At 37.2% G+C, this 24307-nt stretch carries 17 protein-coding genes; 7 read left to right on the top strand and 10 right to left on the bottom strand.

The window, feature by feature from the left end; translation table 11 throughout:
- Positions 1-335: 335 nt before the first annotated feature.
- Both bafA (ACFIKY_RS01225) and bafA (ACFIKY_RS01220) read right to left on the bottom strand, forming a co-directional pair.
- Positions 336-2900 (bottom strand): BafA family autotransporter, encoded by a 2565-nt coding sequence (bafA, locus tag ACFIKY_RS01225; protein ID WP_375661300.1) that lies wholly within the window; start codon positions 2898-2900, stop codon positions 336-338.
- Between the two features lie 360 nt (positions 2901-3260).
- Positions 3261-8825, bottom strand: coding sequence for a BafA family autotransporter (gene bafA, locus ACFIKY_RS01220; protein WP_375661299.1), 5565 nt, complete (start codon positions 8823-8825; stop codon positions 3261-3263).
- Between the two features lie 563 nt (positions 8826-9388).
- Here bafA (ACFIKY_RS01220) and ACFIKY_RS01215 point away from each other — a divergent pair.
- Positions 9389-10678, top strand: a complete 1290-nt coding sequence (locus tag ACFIKY_RS01215) for an MFS transporter (protein ID WP_375636532.1) — start codon at positions 9389-9391, stop codon at positions 10676-10678.
- Here the strand turns inward: ACFIKY_RS01215 and ACFIKY_RS01210 are convergent.
- From ACFIKY_RS01210 to ACFIKY_RS01200, 3 genes are read right to left on the bottom strand one after another with little or no spacing between them, the layout of a single operon-like run.
- On the bottom strand, positions 10675-10938 hold the full coding sequence (locus ACFIKY_RS01210) for a hypothetical protein (protein ID WP_375636533.1): 264 nt from the start codon (positions 10936-10938) through the stop codon (positions 10675-10677). The two genes, ACFIKY_RS01215 and ACFIKY_RS01210, sit on opposite strands and share 4 nt — an antisense overlap.
- Positions 10928-11104, bottom strand: coding sequence for a hypothetical protein (locus tag ACFIKY_RS01205; RefSeq protein ID WP_012754972.1), 177 nt, complete (start codon positions 11102-11104; stop codon positions 10928-10930). Before ACFIKY_RS01205 ends, ACFIKY_RS01210 begins: the two co-directional genes overlap by 11 nt.
- On the bottom strand, positions 11104-11550 hold the full coding sequence (locus ACFIKY_RS01200) for a DNA polymerase III subunit chi (RefSeq protein ID WP_375636534.1): 447 nt from the start codon (positions 11548-11550) through the stop codon (positions 11104-11106). The genes ACFIKY_RS01205 and ACFIKY_RS01200 overlap by 1 nt, the downstream gene beginning before the upstream one ends.
- Before the next feature lie 397 nt (positions 11551-11947).
- Here ACFIKY_RS01200 and lptF point away from each other — a divergent pair, with 397 nt between their 5' ends.
- From lptF to rsmA, 6 genes are all read left to right on the top strand, one after another.
- Positions 11948-13138: an LPS export ABC transporter permease LptF gene (gene lptF, locus ACFIKY_RS01195; protein ID WP_375636536.1), complete on the top strand. Its 1191-nt coding sequence runs from the start codon at positions 11948-11950 to the stop codon at positions 13136-13138.
- Positions 13135-14226: an LPS export ABC transporter permease LptG gene (gene lptG, locus ACFIKY_RS01190; RefSeq protein WP_375636537.1), complete on the top strand. Its 1092-nt coding sequence runs from the start codon at positions 13135-13137 to the stop codon at positions 14224-14226. The genes lptF and lptG overlap by 4 nt, the downstream gene beginning before the upstream one ends.
- A complete protein-coding gene (locus tag ACFIKY_RS01185; RefSeq protein ID WP_375636539.1) occupies positions 14227-16587 on the top strand; it encodes an LPS-assembly protein LptD in 2361 nt (786 codons plus the stop codon).
- A 109-nt stretch (positions 16588-16696) separates the two neighbouring features.
- Entirely contained in the window at positions 16697-17653 is a 957-nt protein-coding gene (locus tag ACFIKY_RS01180; RefSeq protein WP_026500356.1) for a peptidylprolyl isomerase, read from the top strand.
- Positions 17653-18666 (top strand): 4-hydroxythreonine-4-phosphate dehydrogenase PdxA, encoded by a 1014-nt coding sequence (gene pdxA, locus ACFIKY_RS01175; protein ID WP_375644910.1) that lies wholly within the window; start codon positions 17653-17655, stop codon positions 18664-18666. The genes ACFIKY_RS01180 and pdxA overlap by 1 nt, the downstream gene beginning before the upstream one ends.
- On the top strand, positions 18657-19487 hold the full coding sequence (gene rsmA / locus ACFIKY_RS01170; protein ID WP_273788483.1) for a 16S rRNA (adenine(1518)-N(6)/adenine(1519)-N(6))-dimethyltransferase RsmA: 831 nt from the start codon (positions 18657-18659) through the stop codon (positions 19485-19487). Before pdxA ends, rsmA begins: the two co-directional genes overlap by 10 nt.
- A 30-nt stretch (positions 19488-19517) precedes the next feature.
- Here the strand turns inward: rsmA and gmk are convergent, their stop codons facing one another.
- From gmk to fabG, 5 genes are all read right to left on the bottom strand, one after another.
- Positions 19518-20195 (bottom strand): guanylate kinase, encoded by a 678-nt coding sequence (gmk, locus tag ACFIKY_RS01165; RefSeq protein WP_375644911.1) that lies wholly within the window; start codon positions 20193-20195, stop codon positions 19518-19520.
- Between the two features lie 299 nt (positions 20196-20494).
- The gene (gene mltG, locus ACFIKY_RS01160) at positions 20495-21604 is read right to left on the bottom strand and encodes an endolytic transglycosylase MltG (RefSeq protein ID WP_375644912.1); all 1110 of its coding nucleotides are present in this window, start codon (positions 21602-21604) and stop codon (positions 20495-20497) included.
- Positions 21605-21700: 96 nt separating this feature from the next.
- Complete coding sequence (gene fabF / locus ACFIKY_RS01155; RefSeq protein ID WP_375636547.1) at positions 21701-22963, bottom strand: beta-ketoacyl-ACP synthase II; 1263 nt, start codon at positions 22961-22963, stop codon at positions 21701-21703.
- A gap of 101 nt (positions 22964-23064) precedes the next feature.
- Positions 23065-23301 (bottom strand): acyl carrier protein, encoded by a 237-nt coding sequence (locus ACFIKY_RS01150; protein WP_004860281.1) that lies wholly within the window; start codon positions 23299-23301, stop codon positions 23065-23067.
- 261 nt (positions 23302-23562) lie between these two features.
- A complete protein-coding gene (gene fabG, locus ACFIKY_RS01145; protein ID WP_375644913.1) occupies positions 23563-24300 on the bottom strand; it encodes a 3-oxoacyl-[acyl-carrier-protein] reductase in 738 nt (245 codons plus the stop codon).
- Between the last annotated feature and the right edge of the window lie 7 nt (positions 24301-24307).

The following is a 24307-nucleotide window of genomic DNA, read 5'->3' as shown; positions in this document are numbered from 1 at the left end:
ATCGTAATGTGTTTTATTTATGTTTAAAAACACTTTTAAAGTGTATTTTTTAATATAAACAACTTTAAGTTGTGTATTTATAAGCAGCTAGAAAGTTCTAACTTAAGGCAGAAAGTCTGAATAAAATTCAAACTGTTCACTTGAGTTCAAGGAACAATTTTCAATATTTGAAGTTATAGATGAAAAAAACGCTCGTGCCTTCAAAGGAGAGTATAAAGATATCCTTACTGTTTGAGAAGATCTCTACACTCTCGAGAAGATAAAATCGAGCGTTATCTGTTTAAGCTTGCAAAATAATTACATTCATAAAGTTAATCAGCCGCGTACACACATATTTAGAAACTATAGCGTAATCCTAAAATAGCTTGAAGAGCATTCTTAATCTTATGTCCTTTTAGATAATGTGCTTCCGCATAAAGTGTCAGTTTATCATTGACCGAACCGTTTACACCAATTCCCAATTTACCTGCATTACCCGATAAGTCTGTAATAAATTTATGCTGGTTATTAATTGTCGTATAATTATTATTTACATTCTCACGCAACCAAGCTGCCATAATGTAAGCTGTTAATGAAGTTTCTGAATTCACAAAGAATTCATGTCCTGCAGTTAATCCAACTTCACTGCGGAATGAAACCAATGGGCTTAGATCACCTATCATTCCATTTGAAAGTTTTATTTTTTTACCTTCAACCTGCAAACCTGTTAGCTTGATATAAGGCTGCATCCAAGTATTCTGTGCCGGTGTAAAATAACAACCAATTTCAAATGACCCACCTATCGCCCACTGATTGTAATGACTTTGAATAGCTAAACCATTCGTGGAGATAGCTTTCAAATTATCTCGGTAATAATTATATTTCAAAACACCATCCATATACCATCCGCGATGATCAAAATAAGTTGCATAAGTTCCAATGCTATAAGAACTCAGATCACTATTACCACCTCGTGCATGAGAAATACGTGCTTGATCATAACTACCGAAACCACCAACATACAACTCTCCATGCCTTAATTCACTCAACTGATCAGCACCAAAGACTAAACCTGTCTGCCCAAGCTTAAAGTGTGTATGTCCTGTCGCAATACGTTCTCTGCTCTTAATCGCATAAGTCCATAGTTCGATATCTTTCCTATTTCTGTTCCAAATTTTTCTACCATTCCTTACAATTTGCAACTCATTGTTAAAAACAAGTCCAGGAACTACGGACAACGTTAACACTGCATCTGTAGAGGGTGTTGTTGATGTCTCACCAGGAACAAAAGGATTTGCCGGATCTGGAATAGAGGTTTCTGGTCCACTGAGGCGGTCTGCAGATAAAAACCACACTTTTCCATTTTCATCCTTTCTTTCTTTCAAGTCATACATATAAGTTCCACCATCAATGGCGTTAATTTTGTCACCCTTAAGATCTGTCAGCGTAAAATGTGCGCCACCACTTTGATCCATAATTAAATCACGCTTATTTGAAAAAGGATCCGTGATTTCAACTCCAGAATCAGCAACACTTATCGTATGATTCCCAGCACCTTTCTCAACAAAGAGATAATCACCACGGTTATGGGCAATCGTGGTATTGAATGCGAAATGTAAATTTCCTGAAAGATTATTCACATGTAGCTGAGAATAATATGGATCAGAACCTGTAAACGAAAAAATAACACTCCCTTCACCACTTAATTTTTGTATCAAAGAACTTTTTCCATCAAACTCATCAGTAATAGAGTACAGTTTTGTATCTTTTCCATTTAAAATAATATCTTCTACTATGGTACGATGTTGATCATTCCCAGCATAAAGATGAATCTGCCCAGAATGATTTACCTGTGTCTTGCCTTCTAATGTTGCCCCAGCATGCACCCATGATTTTGTTTCATCATTCATTGTTAGATTTTTTACAGATCCATCAGCATATATTTCCTGAATAGCGCTCTCATTTAAAGTAACTCCAATAGCATTACCGCCTTTTAAGATACGCTGTTTACCACCGCCAAAAACTTCTGTGTCAAATGCAAAACCACCATTTTTAGCACTTTGAGATTTTTTTCCAACCTCTTGTACGCCCCCTCGCATAACTTTCGTATCCCAAACTTTTCCGCCATCATATACTTTTTGTTGTCCTAGTGTTTCATCTTGACCATAAATGACAATATGAGAAGCACTACTCCCTTTAACCTCTCCTCCAACATCCCCCTCCCCGAAAACAAGTTGTTCACCACCATAAATTTTAGTCCCCTCTACCTTTCCTCCATTTCCAACACTTTGTTGTCCACCTTCTTTAACGACAGCATTTTTCGAAAAGCCTTGTTTTCCATTTAAAGCCTCAACATTTTCAATTCCACCATGTTCAATTTTACTATTCTCACTGAGACCTCCTGCATACACATAAAGCTCTGCACCATTCCTTACAGTGTTATTAATGGATCGCCCTGGGCTATCACTCTCGCCATCATTTGAAATGTATGCTTTACCTTCATTATCAAGGACATAATTTTCTAACAGTGCCCCATCTTTAATGAAGATAAGTTCAGGTTTTTTAAGAAACGCAATATTTTGTTTTTGTAAATTATATCCGACATTGTCACGACGACTGCTGTCAAGCTCCTGTTGACTCGCAAACACTCTAGCGCCCTTATCCTCAGTAAAATCGCTAGGCTTTTTAAAAAAGTCTAATTCATTGCGCGTCCTTATAATAACATCATTAGATGCTCCAAGTATGCATCTTCCTGTTTTCATATCCTCATTGTATTGATCCTCAATTTTTTTGCCATTTTCATAACTTGAAGATTGACAAAAAAGTGATATTCCCCCCTCATTTGCAGCAGCAGCTTGCACAAAACAGCTGCTCAACATGAGTATCCAACAATGTCGTTTCCATTTATATTGTAGAGCCATATCCTCCCCCCTTCACGCCTGCATAGACACCAAACGTAATTAGCTCTATAAAACATATTTTCAACCTTAGATTGTAAAGAATCCTTCTTAAAAATCCTTCTTATCTCATAAAAAACTGTTCTTTACAGTTTTTTTAATACTTTTTTGATTAAGAATATAAGGGCGTTTTTATAGTGCTTCTTTAGCATTTCCTCGGAGTTTTCTTATCAAAGAAAAAGTAATGCATAATAAAGTATATAAGGGTATACAGCTACCATGAAAAGCGAAGCGGCATGCTCTGAAAAATTGTTCTCTGAACCTTCATTAAAGACCTTTAAAGACAATCATATATTTAAAGATAACTAAAAAATAACCATATGATTAGAAACTATAGCGTACACCTAAAATACCCTGAAGGGACTGTTTTGTTTTACGTCCTTTAACATAATGTGCCTCACCATATAACTTTAACTTCTCACTCACTAAACTGCTCAAACCGATTCCTAACTTACCTGCATTACCCGATAAGTCAGTGGTAAATGAATGCCGTTGATTAATCAATGTATGGTTGTCATTTTTATTCTCACGCAACCATGCTGCTGTAATATACGCAAGTGATGAGGAATCCATGTGAGAACCAAATTCATATCCTAAAGATATGCCAACCTCGCTGCGTAATGAAGTGAATGGACGCATGTCACCTATCATGTCATTCGATAACTTGATTTCTTTACCCTCAACTTGCAACCATGTAAATTGTCCATAAGGCTGCAACCAACTGCTCTTTGACGTCTTAAGTCGATAACCTGCTTCAAAGGAGGTGCCCACCGCCCATTGCCTATAACTTCCTTCAATCCCTAAACCATTCGTTGAAACTGCCTTTAGAGTATTCTGATAATGATTATATTTTAAAATACCATCCAAATACCATCCACTATGATCCAAATAAGTGACATAAGCGCCAATGCCATAAGTATTGATAGCGCTCATACCACCCCGTGCATGCGCAATGCGTGCACGGTCATAACTGCCAAAACCACCTATATAAAATTCTCCATTTTCCCACTCCCTTAAACTATTGATCCCTAAAACAATACCTGTCTGATCCAACTTAAAATCTATATGCTCTGTAGCAATACTCTCTTTAGACTTGATCGCATAGCTCCATAAAGCTGCATTCTTTTTACTTTTATCTAGAATTCCTCTTCCCGCACGCACGGTTTGCATTTCATTGTGAAAAACCATCGCTGGAACCACAGACATAGACAATACCGCATCTGTAGAGGGAGTGGTTAAAAAATGAGAAACTGAAAGCGTTTCTCTCAATTGTGGAGAAGGCTGTTCTTTATGAACTGGACGCAAAATCATCTGATCGGCTAAAGATTGTGAAGATTCTGAAACAATAGCCTGTTGCTTTCCGTCAGAAAAATGAAGAGAACTTGCTGGATATGCCCCTTCAATAATTTGACTTCCAAGAGTTGAAACAGTTAGAGATACAGAAGCTGGAGATTTTTGCCTTAAGTTTTGGCGGTTTTCTCTTCGATGTAGCAACTTAATAGCATGCTCTTTTGTAACTGTAATAGTTGAAAGAGAAGAAGCTGATTGATTTTGATTTAAATGCCACGTAGATCTACTCCTACTACGTGGCAAACTGTTGAGAAATGAAACATTATCAATAAATACCGCAGATAAATACCAAACTTTTTCACCCCCATCCTCATCAATTCTCTGTTTTAAACCATACATATAGGTTCCGCCATCAATAGTTTTAACATTTGCACCAGAAAAGCTTCTCAGAGTAAAATGTGCTCCTCCACTTTGATCAACAATTAAATCAAGTTCTGTTGAAGAAGGATCAACAATTTCAATACCGGAATCTACAATACTTATTGTGTGAGAACCACGGCCATTCTTGATAAAGAGATAATCACCCTCTCCTTCTGCAAGGCTGACATTAAAATCGAAATGTAGACTCCCAAAAAGATTATCAATATAAAGCTTAGAGTAATGTAAATTGGATTCTGTAGAAGTAAAAATAATATTTCCCACACCGCTTAGCTTCTTAATATAGGTTTCTGTGTTTCCATATCCAGTAGAAATAGAGTATAATTTAGCGTTTTCTCCCTCTAAATTAATATCGTCTACTGTTGTCTGATAATTTTTATATTCAGTATAAAAGCTATTATTTCCAGCATAAAGATGGACTTGTCCAAAATCATGAATCTTTATTTTTCCTTCCAACATCGCACCAGCAAAAAACCATGAATTGGCTCCTTCTTTAATTGTTAGATTTTTTACAATGCTACCAGCATGAACTTCTTGAGCAGCATGGCGGTGTAAAGTCACAATATCCGCCTCTCCCCCTGCTAATACCCGCTGTACCCCACCCGCGAAAACCTCAGTATTCACGGCTAAGCCACCACTTTTTTGTACAAAATCATCATCATCTGCGAACCATTTAGCAAGAGTTTGTATTCCTCCACTCATCACTTTTGTTCCCACAGCCATCCCATCATCATATACATTCTGCTGTCCCAGCGTGTCACCTTGACCATAAAGTGTCGTGTTATAAGTGCTGCTCCCCACAATTTCACCATTTACATAACCCTCTCCGAAAACAAGCTGCTCCCCACCATAAATTTCAGCTCTCAATGCGGATCCTCCTCCCTCCACTCTTTGTTTTCCACCCTCGTAAATAATCGTAAATTCTGAGATCCCCTGTTCCCCTACAATCTCTGAACCACCATTTTCAATTGTTGTATTCTTACTAAAACCACCAGTCTCAACATAGAGTGTTGCAGTTTCTGGAACTGTATTATTAATGGATAATTTAAAATCATCCGTTTCTCCATCACCAGCAATATAAACTATGCTATTGTCACCAAGTATGGAGTTTTGTAAAATTTTTTCACCTAGACCAGTAATGAAATCCTCTGCATAAAAATTGAAATCACCTGTATAAGAATCGGCTATAGAATCTTCCGAAGGAGAAACAGTATTTTCTTGCTCAAAAGAGTTATCTATAGGCAACTCCGTATGAGATGGAGAAAAGATAGGAGTAGAAATTTTTTCCGATGTAGATGATGTCGATAAAGACCAAATCTTTCCACCGTTATGATCTTTTTTCTTTAGAGCGTACATGTAGACTCCATTATCAACAGTAGCTATCTCTTCACCCCCAAAATCTATCAGAGTAAAATGCGCATTTCCGCTTTGATCATGAATTAAATCAAGCTCCAAAACTAAGTTCTGATTTTGTAGAAGAGAATTGGTCATTTCAGCACCAGAATCGATAACGCTGATGGTGTGATGACCTGCTCCTTTTTTTATAAGAAGATAATCACCGCGCTGTTCTGCAAAATTAGTATTAAACCTAAAATGTAAATTACCTGAAAGATTACCGACCTCAAGTTTAGAGTAATGTGGATTAAACACGGTAGAAGTAAAAACAACGCGTCCATCCCCGCTTAGATCCTCAATCAGAGAGCTTTCACCATCCATCTTGGAAGCAATAGAGTATAATGTGGTATCTTTACCATTTAAAACAATTTTTTCTACTTCAGTATGAGATCGCTCAGCACCAGCATAAAGATAAATCCGTCCAGAATCATGAATCATGGTGTTTCCTTCTAATGTTGCACCAGAATGCAACCACGATTGTGCTTGATCCTTAATCGTTAAATCTTTTACATAGCCTCCTAAATCTATTGCTTGAAAAGCATTCCCTTGTAAGAGAACACCAATCGCGATTCCTCCTGCTAAAACGTGTTGTTCTCCACCAGAAAAGATCTTCGTATCAAATGCAAAACTGCTATAATGGTCTAGATCTTTTTCCACAAAAAGATTTTGTACCCCTCCTTCCATGATCTTTGTGCTAAAAACCTCTCCATCATCATACACATTCTGGTATCCTAGCACTCCATTTTTACCAGAAACGACAGTGTTATAGGCGCTACTCCTTACCATCTCACCTTTGATATCAAACTTTCCTGAAACAAACTGCTCACCACCGTAAATTTGAGCCCCTTCAGCTTTCCCCCCATCTTCAACCTTTTGTTTTCCCCCTCTCTTAACTGTACTATCCTGTGAAAGACCCTGTGTTCTAATAAGTTCAGTACCGCCTCTTTGAATTGTCGTATACAGGCTAAAACCACCGTTATAAACCGAAAGCTTTCCAGCATCTTTAACTATATTACTAATTGAAGTCTCTCCATTGCTATCAACTTTCTCACTGTTACTATCAAAGCTAGGATCAGCAATCGTAACAATCATTCCCTTTTCAATTGTGCGTTCTGTGAGATCATTCGATAATGAAGCCATCGCAGATGGTTGCAAGTTAAAATCAGAAAATAAAGAGGTATTTTCCTCATCAAGAGCATAATTCGCATCTAAATACCAAATTTTACCATTGCTCTTATTTTTTCTATGTTTCAAACTGTGCATGTAGGTTCCGGCATCAATAGCTCTGATTTTTTCACCAAAAGTATTTGTCAGAGTAAAATGAGCGTTTCCACTATGATCAGAAATTAATTTAAGCTTTTTGTGGGAAGGGGTTGTAACCTCACCTCCAGAATCAGTAACACTTATTGTATGATAACCTGAACCACTTTTTTTAATAACAAGATAATCACTAAGATGCTTGGCAAAGTTGACATTAAACTCAAAATGTAAAGAACCTGATAGATCATCAATATTAAGCTTAGAGTAATGCTTATCAGCCCCAAAAGATGTAAAAATAACTCTGCCACTTCCAGTTAAATTCTGGATATTAACCTGAGAGAGAGTAGCGTTATTTTTAGTTGCAATAGAGTATAACTTGGCATCTTCTCCATTTAAAATAAGATTTTCTACTTCCGTAACAGCTTCACCATTCCCAGCATAAAGATAGAGGTTGCCAAAATCATTAACATTTGTATCCTTATCTAATATTGCACCAGCAAAAACCCATGATTGTGCTTGGTGATTAATTGTTAGATTATCCGCGTATCCAGAATCATATATCTTCTGAGTAGCTCTATCATATAAAGTAACTTCGCTCGCATTTCCTCCTGCTAAGATATTCTGCGCACCATTTTTAAAAAGTTCGGTACTAAGTGCAAAAGCCCCCTCATTGATTGTAAAATCCTCATTTTCTGTATCAGCTGTATCAGTATCTTCTGAGAATCCATTATTAAAATTCTCTTTACCATCAAGATTCTGGACACCTCCTTTCATAACCTTTGTGTCAACAACCATCCCCCCACTATAGACACTTTGTAGTCCTAGGATTCCATCTTCAGCATAAATTTCGGTGTTATAAGCACTACTTTCCTTATCTTTACGCAACAAACCAGTTCCAAGAACCCCCTTACCAAAAATAATCTGCTCACCACCATAGATTTTAGCCCCCTCAGCATTTGCACCACTCTCAACAATTTGTTTACCACCTTTTTTAACAGTGGCATATTCTGAACTGCTCAGATTTTGGACGAATTCAATACCACCACTCTCAATTGTCGTATCCCTGCTAACACTTGCTGCATCAATGTAGAGTTTTCCACCTTCTTGAACCGTATTATTGATGGAATAGCCTGCATCTTCATATTTAAAGCTATTTATTTCAGAATCTTCAGAATCTTGATTAGTAATATAGATAGTAGCACCATCACTTATTATTGAATTTGTGAGTACTTCAAAGAATAGGTTTTCTAATCTCTCCCTTTCCTCTTCTGAAGACTTGCTTCCTTCTACTATCTGTTTATTCTCTATCCTTTTTGATCCCCCTTTTTTTTCTTTTAATCCCCTCACTTCCAATAACAATTTTTTTGTCTCTTCTAGATGTTCACTGATACTTACTGGTGTTAATAACTTTTCTTTTGGTGTCGCTACTCCATCTGCACTCGCAATCTTGACAAAAAAACCACTGGTCATTAATGCACAAAAACTTAATTTCAATTTACGTTGCATTATTCACACTCCATAATTTCAAATTTAAATTCCCCCATTTAGAAAAAAGTGCATAGACCAAAACAACTCAATGCAATTGCTCAACCTCATGTTTTTTAAGATAATAAAGCATTCGATGGACTACACTCTGACAGATCAAATATACACCCTGTGTTTTAAAATGCATGCACAACTAAAAGGTTTAATTTCTTTTTGATACGCTTAAAAAGTGTTATAATTACATCTATGGAAAAATATTTTTGAGATACCAAAGGCTGGTCTATAAATAAGATTGATCCCTCAATAGATAAAAATGGCATTAAACATTAAAGGAAACAGTAATGTTAATGAGAGCGGCCTTTATATCCACATATTTCTTCCTCTACAGCATTTAAAACAGTGTCTTTATTCTACTTAACTTGGGTAATCTAAAGAACACTTATTCATGCTCATCAAGCCATAATCATTGTTCTAATATATAAGAAACGTCATAATATCGACTCGACAGTGATTTGAAATTTTTATAATTATAGTCAGTTAACTCATCATTTGATTTGTCATATACTGAAAGGGACATTCTATTCATGTCTATAAACTTAGAAATGCAAGGTACAAGAAACAGAAATTCCCCTCGTCGCATTTTGTTTGCAAGCCTTATTGGCCCAACAATTGAATTCTTTGATTTCTATGTCTTTGCCACTGCCGCAGCTCTCATATTTCCTCATGTGTTTTTTCCAACACAAAATGATCAGATTGCCATTTTACAATCTTTCCTGATCTTTGGAGCGGCCTTTTTTGCCAGGCCCTTTGGATCAATTGTTTTTGGACATTTTGGAGATAAAATTGGAAGGAAAGCAACACTTATTGCTTCTCTTCTCACAATGGGTCTTTCAACAGTCATTATTGGTTTTCTTCCTACTTATGAAACCGCTGGATGGTTTGCCCCTTTCCTCTTGACCTTGTGCCGTATTGGACAGGGAATGGGATTAGGAGGAGAATGGGGAGGAGCTGTTTTGCTCGCAACAGAAAATGCCCCTCCAGAAAAGCGCGGCTGGTACGCGATGTTCCCCCAATTGGGTGTTCCAATCGGTTTATTTTTATCTATTGCCGTTTATTTAGGTCTGTTGCATTTCCTTGATCATGAAGAACTTTTAGCTTGGGGATGGCGCATTCCTTTTATTGCTTCAGTTGTTTTTATGATTATAGGATTATGGGTCCGTCTTTCAATCAATGAAACTGTTCAATTCAAAAAAACTCTTGAAAGTAAAGAACGTGTCAAAGTTCCTATCATCGATGTCTTTTTAAAATGTCCACGAATCCTATTTCTTGGAATATTTTCTGGTATGGCAACATTTGTTTTGTTTTACTTGGTCACCGCATATTTGTTAAGCTACTCAACAAACCATCTGCAATTGCCATTTTATCAAGCTCTTCAAGTCGAAATTGTTGGTGCTATTTTCTGTGGAATTTTTACTGTCATCACTGGAAAACTCGCTGATCGTATTAGACGTAGAACTTTGATGATTTGGGTTACAATTATCACCGGTATTTATTCTTTTGCAATTCCTTATTTCTTAAATTCTGGAGTTATAGGAGTCCTTGCAATGTCTGTTATCGGTTTGTCTATCATGGGGATGATATACAGTCCTCTTGGTGCTGTTTTGGCTTCACCATACCCAACAGCAATTCGATATACTGGTTCTTCTATTACTTTCAACTTATCGGGTATCGTAGGAGCCTCTCTTGCGCCTTATATTGCAGAATATCTGGTACAACATTTTGATACATCTTATATCGGCTATTATTTGCTTCTTGCTTCTTTTATTTCACTGATTTGCTTCGTCGGATTTACAGATGATGAAATATCCAACTAAAATATAATAAAGAAGAATAAAATAAGTACTGGCAGCAAAAATGCTGCCAGTTTCGTTTTTAAAGACATGGGTTGCGGTATTTTCCACCACAATATTCCTGCGAACAAGGCACTCAAAAAGAAAAATAAAAAATCTGCAATATTGCTTATATAAGCAACAGTAAACATTCCTGATAGGATATGTGTTGTTCCCAACCACGAAACGCAAAAAAAAGCCAATATCACAGCCCATAAAACAAGCAAAATTCGATCAATTATCATGATGCCGTTTCATTTTTTTAATTGTAGGCCATATCTTTAATATGCCTAAAAGAAAAATCACAATAAAAACCCAACGCCCTCCCCCTGATCCTTTCGCAATAAAAAGCGCTGGATTTACTATTCCTATCAATCCTATAAAAATCAGAACAACAGAGATGAGACGCATTAAACCTGTTTTTCCCAACAACGATCTTCAGTCTGTTGCCAATACGTTAAATTATGATTTTCCATTTTATATTTTTTCCACTGTGCACGAACAAGACTCAACTGCTCATCATCTCTACCATCAAATATCACAACAAGCCGTTGATAAGTATCAATATTCGAACATACGGCTCCCTCTATGAGAAAACGAATCTTTGAATCATTCGGATTTTCTTGTCCTGTCGTCAAAAATACAGGCTGAAAGTTTGAATATTGATCACACTCAGTTCCATGTCCAATAAATGATTCATCCGCATAAACCCATAAATGCATATCTATAGAATCGCGTTGTTCTTCACTTACACATTGTATTGTTACCTTACCAAAACGAGCCAATGCACGCTCTACAAGCGTTGGCAAAATATCTTTCAGCGTTGACTGCGTCAAATGATAGAATAGAATATCCAACCTCTTAAGCCCTTATCACCCTTTATAAAAAGCTAACATCTTTTTTAGAGAAACTTCCATACCCACAGTATAAAAGGAAACGGTTCAAGATATAAACCCTCTTTTTTGATTGAGATGCATTATCTTTTTGCACGTGTCTTTAAAAGACAAAAAATTTTAATTTCAACGTTAATAAAAAATTTTTTTAAGTTATTTTCTAGATTCTTTGTAGACTATAGTTGAAAATAAAATATAATGTACGGAAAATTTAAAGAGGACCTCATAGGCAATTTTATATTATTTATTTGGTTAAAATATCCAATTCATAGAAGGGTATTTTTTCGAGCTTTATTACATTTTAACCGAAAGCAGTAAAATATTTGCTATCGAATTAAAGACTGAGGATTTTCCCCAATTTATGCGTATTATTGAGTTCTACATCCTGAAACGTGTCCTTGTTTTGTTTAGTTCTGTTATGATTGCAGCAGTGGGCGTTAGTTGGACAGTACAAATTCTCGCACGGATAAACTTTCTCACAACAAGTAAACAAACACTCCTCACAGTCTTACAATTTTCACTCTCATTGGTCCCTTCTGTTGTTTTTCTTGTCATTCCATTTGCATTAGTAATCGCAATTACAACCATCCTTTCAGCAATGCATCAAGACTCAGAACTTGCTGTCATCAATGCCTCTGGTTTTCCTAAAAGTACTGTTTGGAAACCTATTCTTCTTCTTGCTATTGTTGCATCCTGTATCTCCTTTTCTATAGCTAATTTTGTTGTTCCTCAAGCGCGTCTTCATATGCGACAAATGCTAGCAAGCGCTCATTTTGATCTTATTAATCTATTCATTAGTGAAGGAAGCTTCCAAAAACTCGCTAATAACCTTTACATAGAAATTGGCGAACGAAATCCAAATGGAGCACTTAAACGCCTTTTCATTGCCGACCAGCGTGATCCTAAGACTGATCTTTTTTATTATGCAACAGACGCATCCATTGTGAGCAATAAAAACGGCAGTTTTCTGGTTCTCAATAACGGTGAAATAGAAAGAGTTAACCATCAAAATAACAGTGTTTCAATCGTTCAATTTAGCTCATATACTTTTAGCCTAGGGGAGTTTATCCCCAGTGATAAAGCACCTACTCTTTATCCAAAAGATCGGTCTCTTTCTTATTTACAAAATCCTGATCCAAAAGATCCCTACTATCAACGAAAACCACTCCAATATAAAGCTGAGTTTCACCGCAGATTAACCCAATGGCTCTACCCTATTGTTTTTTCACTTATTGCATTAGCAGCGGCAGGGGATGTATGCTCCCATCGACAAGCTCGTCATTCCGCAAATTTCTCGGCAATTACCCTTTCTTTTCTGGTGTATTGGATAGGATATTTTTTTGCAGAAAAAGCAAAGAACGATCTTGCATACGTTCCTCTCCTTTATATTATGCCCATAGGGACAAGTGCATTTGTTTTTTTTATGCTTTTAACGAATCATAAAATTGGGCTCCCCACAAAAGTTAATGAGATTATTCAAATCGCTTTTCAAAAAGTAATGAACAAATTTGAACATCGAAAATCTCAAGATTCCTCGGATGAAATATCATGATTGGGTGGACACTTGGACGATACTTTTTTATACGTTATCTTAAAATAACTTGTTATTTCTGGGGAAGCATTTTTGTCCTTGCTCTTTTAATCGATTTCACAGAGAACTCCGGTAGGCTGTCCTCCATTCCGCATCATACAGCAAAAGATGCATTTTTCCTCTCTGTTTTACGCATCCCTTTTATCATGCAACAACTTATCCCTTTCATTGCACTCTTTTCTGCAATGGCAACGCTTATCTCGCTCAACAAAAAACTTGAACTTGTGGTGACTCGTTCAATCGGTGTTTCTGCATGGCAATTTCTTATGCCAGCTTGTTTGGGAGCTTTTCTTTTGGGATTATTTTCAGTTCTTCTCATTAATCCACTTGCTGCATGGGGATTTTCTCAAGCAGAAAAAAAGATGACTGAATGGCGCAATAACAATATACTAACACCTCTTCATAATACAGGTATCCACTGGTTAACACAACGTACAAATTTAGGCAGAACAACCATTGGTGCTAAATTTATCACCGACCAAGGACTTTCTCTTATCGATGCAACCTTTGTACAATACAATGACAACGCAACCGTCAAAAATTGGATTAACACCCCAAAAGCAACCTTGAGTAATGGATCTTGGCTATTAACAAATGGAACAATCTATAAAATAGGGCATCCTCCTGAAAAAATTACCGTGTTGCAAATAAAAACCAATCTAAAACCTGAATTTTTAACGGAACGTTTAGCGAATCCCGCGACTATTCCATTTTACCAATTGCCAAAAAAAATTATGATTGCACGTTCATTTGGCTATTCTGCTAATAATTTTGATATGTATTTCCAATCTTTAATTGCATTACCGGCATTACTTGTGGCAATGACCCTCATTGCAGCAACTGTATCTTTAAATTTTACGCGTTTTGGGCAATCTAGAACGTTGATTCTTGGTGGAGTAATAGCTGGGTTTACGCTTTATGTTATTTCCGTACTCGTTCAAGCTTTTGGTAATGCTGGATATATTCCACCAATTATTGCAGCTTGGACACCCGTTGTTATTGCGTTATTCTTAGGAATCTCTTTTTTACTTCATAAAGAGGATGGCTAAGTGAAAGCATTAACACTTAAAAAAATTATTTTAACAAAATTAAGTGCTCTCGCTTTTACAAGTGTTATGGGGGTTATTTTAGGAGGCGCTTTGTCTTATTGTGCGCACGCTCAAAGCCTTATGTCTCCTTCCCAAAGTCGCATTCGAAATCCGGAACGTCCTCTTTTGCTCTCTGCGGATGAACTCATCTACAATCGTGATGAAAACACTGTTTCTGCACAAGGTAATGTCCAAATCGAATATGATGGCAATAAAGTTGTCGCTCAAAAAATTATTTACAATCAAAAAACAGGACGGCTTATAGCACAAGGGAACGTTGAAATTACTGAAAAGGATGGTAATAAAATCTATTCCAACCAAATTGATATGACCAAAGATCTTGGCGAGGGTTTTGTAAACGCCTTACGTATTGATACAGCCAACAATGTTCACTTTTCAGCCCAAAATGCTACACGCAAAAACAATCACATAACAGTCTTTGAAAATGCAACCTATACAGCCTGTGAACCTTGCTCTTATAAACCAGATAGAGACGTCCTATGGAAAATTAAAGCAAGAAAGATCATATGGAATAATAGCATCAAAAAAATTCGGTTTGAAAATAGCAGTTTTGAAGTTTTTGGTGTACCGATTATAAAATTTCCAAATTTTGAGATCTATGATCCAACTGTCAGGCGTGCTAGCGGTCTGCTTACTCCTCATTTTTTTTATACTGATTATCTCGGTATGGGGATAAAGAATTCTTATTTTTGGAATCTCGCCCCTCACTATGATTTTACCCTTTCTTCTACTGTTTATACCCAACAAGGGCTTTTAACCGAAGGGGAATGGCGTCAACGTTTTAAAATGGGCAGTTATAATATTCGCTTTGCTCATATATACCAAATGAAACGGCATAGATTTGATAATGATACGATTGATGCACAGCATAAAAACCGTTATATGCTGTCAACAAAAGGGGACTTTCGTATTAATTCACACTGGACTTATGGATGGGATATCCTTGCACAATCAGATCGGCATTTTAGTCGTGCCTATAAACTTGAAAACTATAGCAATCCTACACAACTTTCTCAGATCTATCTGAATGGCCTTGCAGGAAAAAATTATTTTGATATGCGTTTTTATCATTTTAAAGTTCAAGATTCAATATTGAATGATCCTCATTATGAACGTCACTCTCGGCAAGCTTGGGTCCTACCGCGCATCGATTATTTTTTCACACCAGATGAACCCATTTATAATGGAGAGCTTACCTTCCATAGTAATATGCAATCAATTTATCGTCGTCATACTGACTTCAGTTCTACCGACCAGAACGGAACCCCTCTCAACATAGTAAGACTTTCTGGTATGGCTGGAAATAGTTTGCGTTTAACAAACGAGCTTCAGTGGAAAAAGCGCTTCAACACGCACAACGGACTCATCTTAACCCCCCTTCTCTCTCTACGAGCTGATATCATTACAACCAATGCAAGCGAAAATTATACAGCTTCTACAGAAAAAAATTCCTCATCCGCAATTCATGGTTCAACAATTCGTGGCATGGCAACAGCAGGGTTGGAACTACGCTATCCCTTCCTTATTACAGCGGATCATTCTACACATATTATAGAACCAACCGCACAAATTTTTATACGCAATAATGAACAATATATTGGACAAATTCCTAATGAAGATGCTCAAAGCTTTGTCTTTGATGCAACCACTCTCTTTCAACGAGACAAATTTTCTGGTTATGATCGTGTAGAAGGTGGCACAAGAGCCAATATAGGTCTAAGATATTCTGGAAGCTTTAATGACAATTGGTCTCTTTATGGTCTTGTTGGACAATCCTTTCATCTAGCAGGAAAGAATTCTTTTGCAGAAAAGGACTTTGTCAATGTAGGTATTCATTCTAGCTTAGAGGCAAAACGTTCAGACTATGTTGCAATGTTTGGTGCAACCCATAAAAGTGGTTTTTCCTTAGAAACGCGTGGACGCTTTGACAAAAAGACAGGAAAAATCCGCCGTAGTGAAATCGAAGCATCACAAAAATGGCAAAATTTTTGGGCGGCTCTACAATATGCCTATATCGCAAAGCAACCAGATTATGAATATCCTCAAGAGCGCCAAGAAATTTCTTTTCAAACAGGACTTAAACTAGCAGATTATTGGTCTATTAATAGCAACACCGGTTATGATTTAGTATCTGGTACATTTGTAAAGCGAGGAATTAGCTTGAATTATACAGATGAATGTTTCGGGTTAACATTCGGTTATCAACAGGTAACGAATCCAGGCAGGAAAACACCCTTGCAAAACTTTAATTTCTCTCTTTCATTGCGTACGATTGCAGATATCGGAAAAAAGATAGATTAATTTATAAAGAGAATGTATCAGTCATTTAACTTATCATTGTTTTTATGAAAGAAAGAGTATATTTTAAGTTGTTGATGAGAATTAATAAACAATGCGAAAGCCTATTCACATGAATAAATTGAAAAAGCGTGTTCTTGCTTTATTTTATATTACGTCTTTGAGCGTAAGCAGCCTGCTAATAAATGGATTTTTGATTCCGACAGTCTTTGCACAGACTTCTATTGTTGTTACAGTTAATGGCAACCCCATCACAAATTATGATATACAAAGGCGCCTTGCTTTTCTCAGATTACAACAAAAGCAAGGAAATTTGGTGGCACAGGCTAAAAAAGAGCTTATCGATGAAAAGCTAAAAAATATTGAAATAAAACGTCGTAATATTGAAGTAAGCAATGATGAAGTTGATAGAGCTTTTGAGAATTTTGCGACACAAAATAATATGACGATTGATCAGCTCAACCAGATTCTGATCCAAACTGAGATCACTGTGCAACACTTTAAAGATTACATCCGTGGACAAATAGGATGGGGGCGTCTTGTTAGCGCACGCTATCAAGCTGAAACAGGTATGATTAGCGAACAAGAAGCTGTACGCAGGATATTAAAAAATGGTGGTGTAAAACCTTCAACCAATGAATATACATTACAGCGAATTGTTTTTGTCATTCCTGCACATCGTCGTTCAGAAATTTTTGAAAGACGTCAAAGAGAAGCAAGCAATTTTCGTGCACATTTCCGTGGATGTGCCAATGCTCACAATCAAGCAAGAGGTATTTTAGACGTTACTATCCGCCACTTAGGAAAGTTTCTGGAGCCCCAACTTCCCAATGCATGGGAACAAGCTATTCTTGCAACGCCTGCTGGAAAAATGACAAAATTACAAGAAACATCTGATGGAATCGAAGCAATTGCTGTCTGCAAAATAAAAAGAGTTTCTGATGATTATGTCGCTCGACTAATATTTTCTCTTCAAGATAGTAAAAAAAGAAGCCCGCAAAAACTTGAAGAATTAAGCGACAAATATTTAGGAGAACTGCGGCGAGTGGCGCGCATTCAAAATTCATAATGGCTGCTCTTATTGTTAGCGGTGGTGATCCTGCCGGAATTGGTCCTGAAATAGTACTAAAAGCGTGGAGTTTGCGTGTTACGCGCCAAATTCCACCTTTTGTGCTTCTTGCTGATCCAGATGTTATTCGTTCGCGCGCTCGTTTTTTACAGATTGATGTTGAGGTGCAATCTGTTTTAATCAATAATTCCGCAAAAAATTTTCAAAACGCTCTTCCTATCATACCGTTAAAAAACAAACAAAGTGATCAATTAGGTATACCTTCATCGAATAATGCCGCTGGAATCATTGAAGCAATTCAACGCTGTGTTCAATTGATTCAAAATGGCCATGCATGTGCACTTATCACTTGTCCTATTGCAAAAAAGAATCTTTATGATGCCGGTTTTCAATTTCCAGGTCATACAGAATTTTTAGCCGATTTAGCCCATAAAGCTTTTCATAAATGTTATCATCCAGTTATGATGTTAGCAGGACCTCGATTAAAAACAGTACCAATAACTGTTCATATTCCATTTAAAAATGTTCCTTCACAGCTTACCCGTGATTTAATTGTTCAAACGGTACTTATTACTGAATGTGACTTAAAAACACGGTTTAAAATAACGTCACCCCGACTAGCTGTTGCTGGTCTTAATCCTCATGCTGGAGAAGGAGGTGCAATGGGAAAAGAAGATATTGAAGTTATCACTCCTGCTATTGAATATCTTAAAAAGAAAGGACTCAATATTGCAGGACCGCTGCCTGCCGACACAATGTTCCATGAATGCGCAAGAAAGGCATATGACGTTGCCATTTGTATGTATCATGATCAAGCCCTTATCCCTGTTAAAACATTAGACTTTGATAGCACTGTTAATGTCACGTTAGGTCTCCCTTTTATTCGCACGTCTCCAGATCACGGAACTGCTTTTGACATTGCTGATAAAGGGATAGCCTCTCCCGAAAGCTTTATTGCTGCTCTTAAACTTGCAAATCAACTTGCCGAAAATAGTTTAATACCATGCCAATAGATAATCTCCCTCCTCTACGTGAGGTCATTGATATATATGGATTACAAGCGCATAAATCTTTGGGGCAAAATTTTCTTTTTGATCTTAATTTAACATCTAAAATTGCTCATCACGCAGGTAATATAGAAGGAAAACCTGTTCTTGAAATTGGTCCTGGTCCTGGAGGTCTCACACGTGCCTTGCTAGCAAAGGGTGCCATTGTAACAGCAATAGAACGCGATGAACGCTGCATACCAGCTCTCTTAGAAATAGAAAAACACTATCCTAAAAAATTAAAAATTATTTGTAATGATGCACTGAAGCAAGACTTCTCAAAACTCTTTGAAACAAGCCCCGAAAAACCTCGCATTATTGCAAATCTTCCCTATAATATTGGGACACAACTCTTATTAAATTGGCTTTTGACTGAACCATGGCCTCCTTTTTATGAATCAATGACATTGATGTTTCAACGTGAAGTTGCCAAACGGATTACAGCTAAACCCCAATCTACTCATTATGGACGTCTTAGTGTCTTAACTGGCTGGCGTACCACTGCTAAAATTGCTTTTGATGTGCCCCCTCAAGCCTTCATACCAATACCTAAAGTAACTTCTTCCGTTGTTCATATTATTCCGCGAATACAACCTCTTGCCTGCTCTGCACAAAAACTAAGCCTCGTCACAAAAACCGCCTTTGGACAAAGACGAAAAATGCTTCGTCAAAATCTCAAAACACTTGGAGGTGAAGTGCTATTAGAAAAAGCTGGAATTGATGGAACACGCCGTGCTGAAACGCTCTCGGTTTCAGAATTTGTAACTTTAGCGCATCTAGTGCTCTAAAAAATTGCACTTTTTGTTATGCAACCTTTTTTAATCAAGACATTTATCGATCTTTTCAGCAATAAGCCCATCAACAAAAGAGTCAAGATAAGAACAGCGCTCGCGTTTTACGGTTTCAGCTAAATAAATTGATTTAATAAAAGATAAAGACTGATCTAAATCTTCGTTAATCACAACATAATCATAAGAACGCCAATGCTTTAACTCCGTTCGTGCATTTTCCAATCGTAAATTGATGATATCTTGACTATCTTCTGCTCGACGATGTAAACGCGAAACAAGCTCTTTCATTGATGGTGGAAGGATAAAAACAGATACAGTGTCTCCTAGCATCTTTTTTTGCAGCTGCTCGGTACCTTGATAATCAATATCAAATAACATATCACGGCCAGTACTCAATGCGTTCTCAACAGTTTCACGTAAAGTGCCATAATAATTCCCGTGAACTTCTGCCCATTCAATAAATTCATCTCTATCACGCTTATATTCAAACTCTTCCTTTGAAATAAAGTGATAATGCAGTCCATCTACTTCACTAGGACGCCTTTTCCTTGTGGTCATACTTACGGAAAGCTCTAATTTTCCATCTTTTAGAAGTAATCGAGAAATTGTTGATTTACCAGCACCTGAAGGAGAAGAGAGAATAAATAAAAAACCGCGGCGTTGATTTATTTTTATAGCACTCAATTTACTTTCGAAGACTGTCATTACATCACTCTACTTTGTTCATAAATGTTTCTCCAAAATTTGAATTATACATTATCTCAACCTTTCCCCTAATCAATGTGTTTTCTTAGCAGTTATCAATGTTATTCTGCTCTTTTTTGAGATAAGTTATTAGCAGTGTATTCACTGCTTTCTTAAATATTTTTATCCATACGCTAATCCCACTTGTGACAGACAAGAAAATGATTTTTTATCATTCTCATAAAAAGTTTAAAGAGAAAAATTTTACTATATTTTGCATTCTCATTTACGATGCAAAAAGATGTATTATCATTATAAATTCAATGTCTTGCCTTTAATTCTCGCCACTTGCGAACATTCACATTATGTTCCTCTAAAGTTCGAGAAAAAACATGCCCTCCTGAACCATCAGCAACAAAATAAAGTGCATCACTGCTTGGTGGATGTGCCACCGCTTTCAAAGAATCTCGACCTGGATTTGCAATAGCTGTTGGAGGCAAACCATTAATTTTATAAGTATTATATGGTGTTTGCTTCTCAAGATCTGAACGATAAATTGCACGACCTGATGGTTTTCCTTTTCCTCCAAAGAGACCATAAATAACTGTTGGATCCGATTGAAGACGCATATGCTTTGTAAGGCGGTTATAAAATACCGCGGCAACCATTGGTCTTTCTGCTGCAATTCCCGTTTCTTTCTCAACAATTGAGGCTAATATAACAAATTCATCAATTGATTTAATGGGTAAATCAGGTGAACGCGTAGCCCATATAGCATGAATTAATTTTGTCTGCCCTTCACGCAATCTGTTTACAATCTCTTTACGCGTTGTCCCCCGAATAAAACGAACAGTATCCGTCATTAAACAGCCCTCTGGAGGCAAAATTTTTGGAAGATCTCCAATCAAAATTTCATTCGCAGCTAATCGATCGAAAACTTGCTGAACCGTTAAACCTTCAGGTACTGTAAATGTATATTCAATAGATTTTCCTTTCACAAGAATATCCATAATATCCTGCATCGAAGAATGTGCCGGAATTAAATATTCACCAGCCTTCAGATGCGTTGTTTTTTGGTGATAACCAACCCCATAAACAAAAATATCTGATGATCGAATGAAACCACGTTTTTCTAGCAATGAAGCAATTTCACGAATTCCTGTGCCAGGATGGATAAGAACAATTTGTTCTTCCTCAATTTTTCCCTTTTCTTCAAAAATACTTTTTCCAATATAAAGAGGAATACTTATGGCGAAAAGAATAACCACAATCAGCATAAGAAAAAAATGACCGAGAATAACCAACGGATTACGGACGATAGATGATTTCTTTCGTTTTTTATGTACTAACATGTCATAACTATCTGCTAAATGATTCGAAGAGGAATCACTTACGTCCTTTAATGATTTTCCATTTTTCACATCGGACATAACCCCTCAATAGCGATTAAGGACAATATTATAATTTCTCATTCACCTTATAACAAAGTAGAAAACTCAAAAGCAGAAATTAAATAAAAATACTTATTATCCCCTAAAACGTCGCATCACCAACGATGCATTTGTCCCACCAAATCCAAAAGAATTAGAAAGAATCGTATCAATCTTTCGTTCACGCGGTTTGTGTGGTACAAGATCGATTTTCGTTTCAATCGATGGATTGTCAAGATTAAGTGTCGCTGGGGCTATATTATCCCGTATAGCTAGAACAGAAAAAATAGCCTCAGCGGCACCGGCGGCACCAAGTAAATGCCCGATAGATGATTTCGTTGATGACATGGATACTTGTGGTGCATAATTCCCTAAAACACGCTCAACAGCTGCTAGCTCTATGGAATCAGCCATCGTTGATGTACCATGAGCATTAATATAATCAAGTTCACTCACATTCACTTGTGCACGCTTAAGAGCAGCCATCATACTACGCTGAGCTCCTTCACCGCTTTCTGAAGGCGCTGTAATGTGGTAAGCGTCACCAGATAAACCATAGCCAATAACCTCAGCATAAATACGCGCTCCTCGTTTTTTGGCGTGTTCCAGCTCTTCTAAAACAACAACTGCTGCTCCTTCCCCCATCACAAAACCATCACGATCAGCATCATAAGGACGTGACGCCCGTTCAGGATCATCATTGCGACAAGTAGAAAGAGCTCTACAAGCTGCAAAACCTGCAAGAGATATCCGATTTATCGGAGACTCGGTCCCCCCTGCCACCATGACATCTGCATCACCAAACATAATCAAACGTGCCGCATCACCAATCGCATGCGCCCCTGTCGAACAAGCTGTTACAACAGAATGATTAGGCCCCCGTAAACCATATTGAATAGATACATAACCAGAAGCAAGATTAATCAAACGACCTGGAATAAAAAAAGGAGAAACACGACGAGGTCCCTTATCACGAAGCGTATAACCAGCTTCAACAATGCCCTCAACTCCCCCAATTCCCGAACCAATTAACACACCTGTACAAATCTGATCTTCATCACTCTTAGGAAACCATTCGGCATCTGCAAGCGCTTGGTTAGCAGCAGCCATTGCATAAACAATAAATGCATCAACTTTACGTTGCTCTTTAGGTTCCATATACAAATCAGCATTATAGGTTCCCTCTGTTCCATCCCCTAAGGGGATACGCCCAGCAATCTGGCATGGCAAATCTGACACATCAAACTCAGTGATACGTCGGACACCACTTCTTCCTTCAAGAAGTCGTTTCCAACTATATTCAATATTACCAGCTAATGGAGATACCAATCCTAAACCAGTAACAACAACACGTCTCATAACTTCTAACCTTGAACTAAACTTCACATCTCAAAGCTCTCTTTTCAAAAGAGCTCCGAAGAATATAGGCAAAAGCAATTTATGCCTTTGCCCTTTAGTAATCATGCAGAAGCTTTATCAATGAACTTGACTGCATCACCAACTGTAAAAATCGTTTCAGCAGCTTCATCTGGAATTTCTACCCCAAACTCTTCTTCAAAAGCCATAACGAGTTCAACCGTATCAAGGCTATCAGCCCCTAGATCATCGATAAAGCTTGCATTTTCTACAACTTTATCAGCATTAACCCCAAGATGTTCCACAATAATTTTCTTAACGCGCTCTACTGTATCACTCATGTTGAAATCCTCGAATTTATATTTTCCTATAATTTGGTTAACTATATCGGCTCATCTAATCAAGCAATAGATGCATTACTTTAAAAGATTTTAGCAATGATTTAAAACATCCTGTGGATATCCCCTACAAAATGAACTAATTTGACATTCCGACATCAATTGATCAACGACCATGTTCAAGAAATAGATGCATCTTTCTATTTCAATCGTTACTATCTAAAATAATACAAATCATAAATCAATGTGGAATAAAATAAATACTCAAATCATTGCCATTCCACCATTGATATGGAGTGTTTGACCTGTCGTATAGGCTGCTTCATCGCTTGCTAAATAAACAGCAGCAGCAGCTATTTCTTGCCCACTCCCCATACGCTTCATTGGAATCGCAGCCATAATTGCTTCTTTTTGCTTTTCATTAAGCTTGTTTGTCATTGCAGATTTAATAAATCCTGGAGCAATACAATTGATAGTGATGTTTCGCGAAGCAATTTCTTGTGCCAATGCTTTAGAAAAACCTATCAATCCTGCTTTTGCAGCACAATAATTCGTTTGTCCAGGATTTCCCACAACACCAACAACAGATGTAATGTTAATAATCCTTCCATAACGGCGGCGCATCATAGAATGTATTAATTCACGCGTCAAAAGAGAAGCTGCTGTTAGGTTAACTTCTAAAACATCATCCCAGTCTTTATCTTGCATACGCACAAAAAGACCATCCCTAGTGATTCCCGCATTGTTAACCAAAATATCGACGCCATCCATTTCTCTTTCTGCAACTTCAGCCAATTGTTTAATCGATTGGCGTTCAGAAAGATTAGCGGGAAATACAAAAACATTCTGCCCTAATTCTGCCGCCACTTCTCTAAGCTTTTCTTCACGTGTTCCATGAAGTCCAACAATGGCTCCTTGTGCATGAAAGCAGCGTGCAATTGCCTCACCAATTCCTCCCGAAGCCCCCGTTACAAGAGCTTTACGTCCTGTTAATCTAAACATTTTTTTA

The sequence above is a fragment of the Bartonella sp. CR127HXZ genome (genome assembly GCF_042194555.1).
GTDB lineage: Bacteria > Pseudomonadota > Alphaproteobacteria > Rhizobiales > Rhizobiaceae > Bartonella > Bartonella grahamii.
The sequence above is the reverse complement of the archived record's forward strand: the minus strand, read 5'-3'. Positions and strand labels throughout refer to the sequence as shown.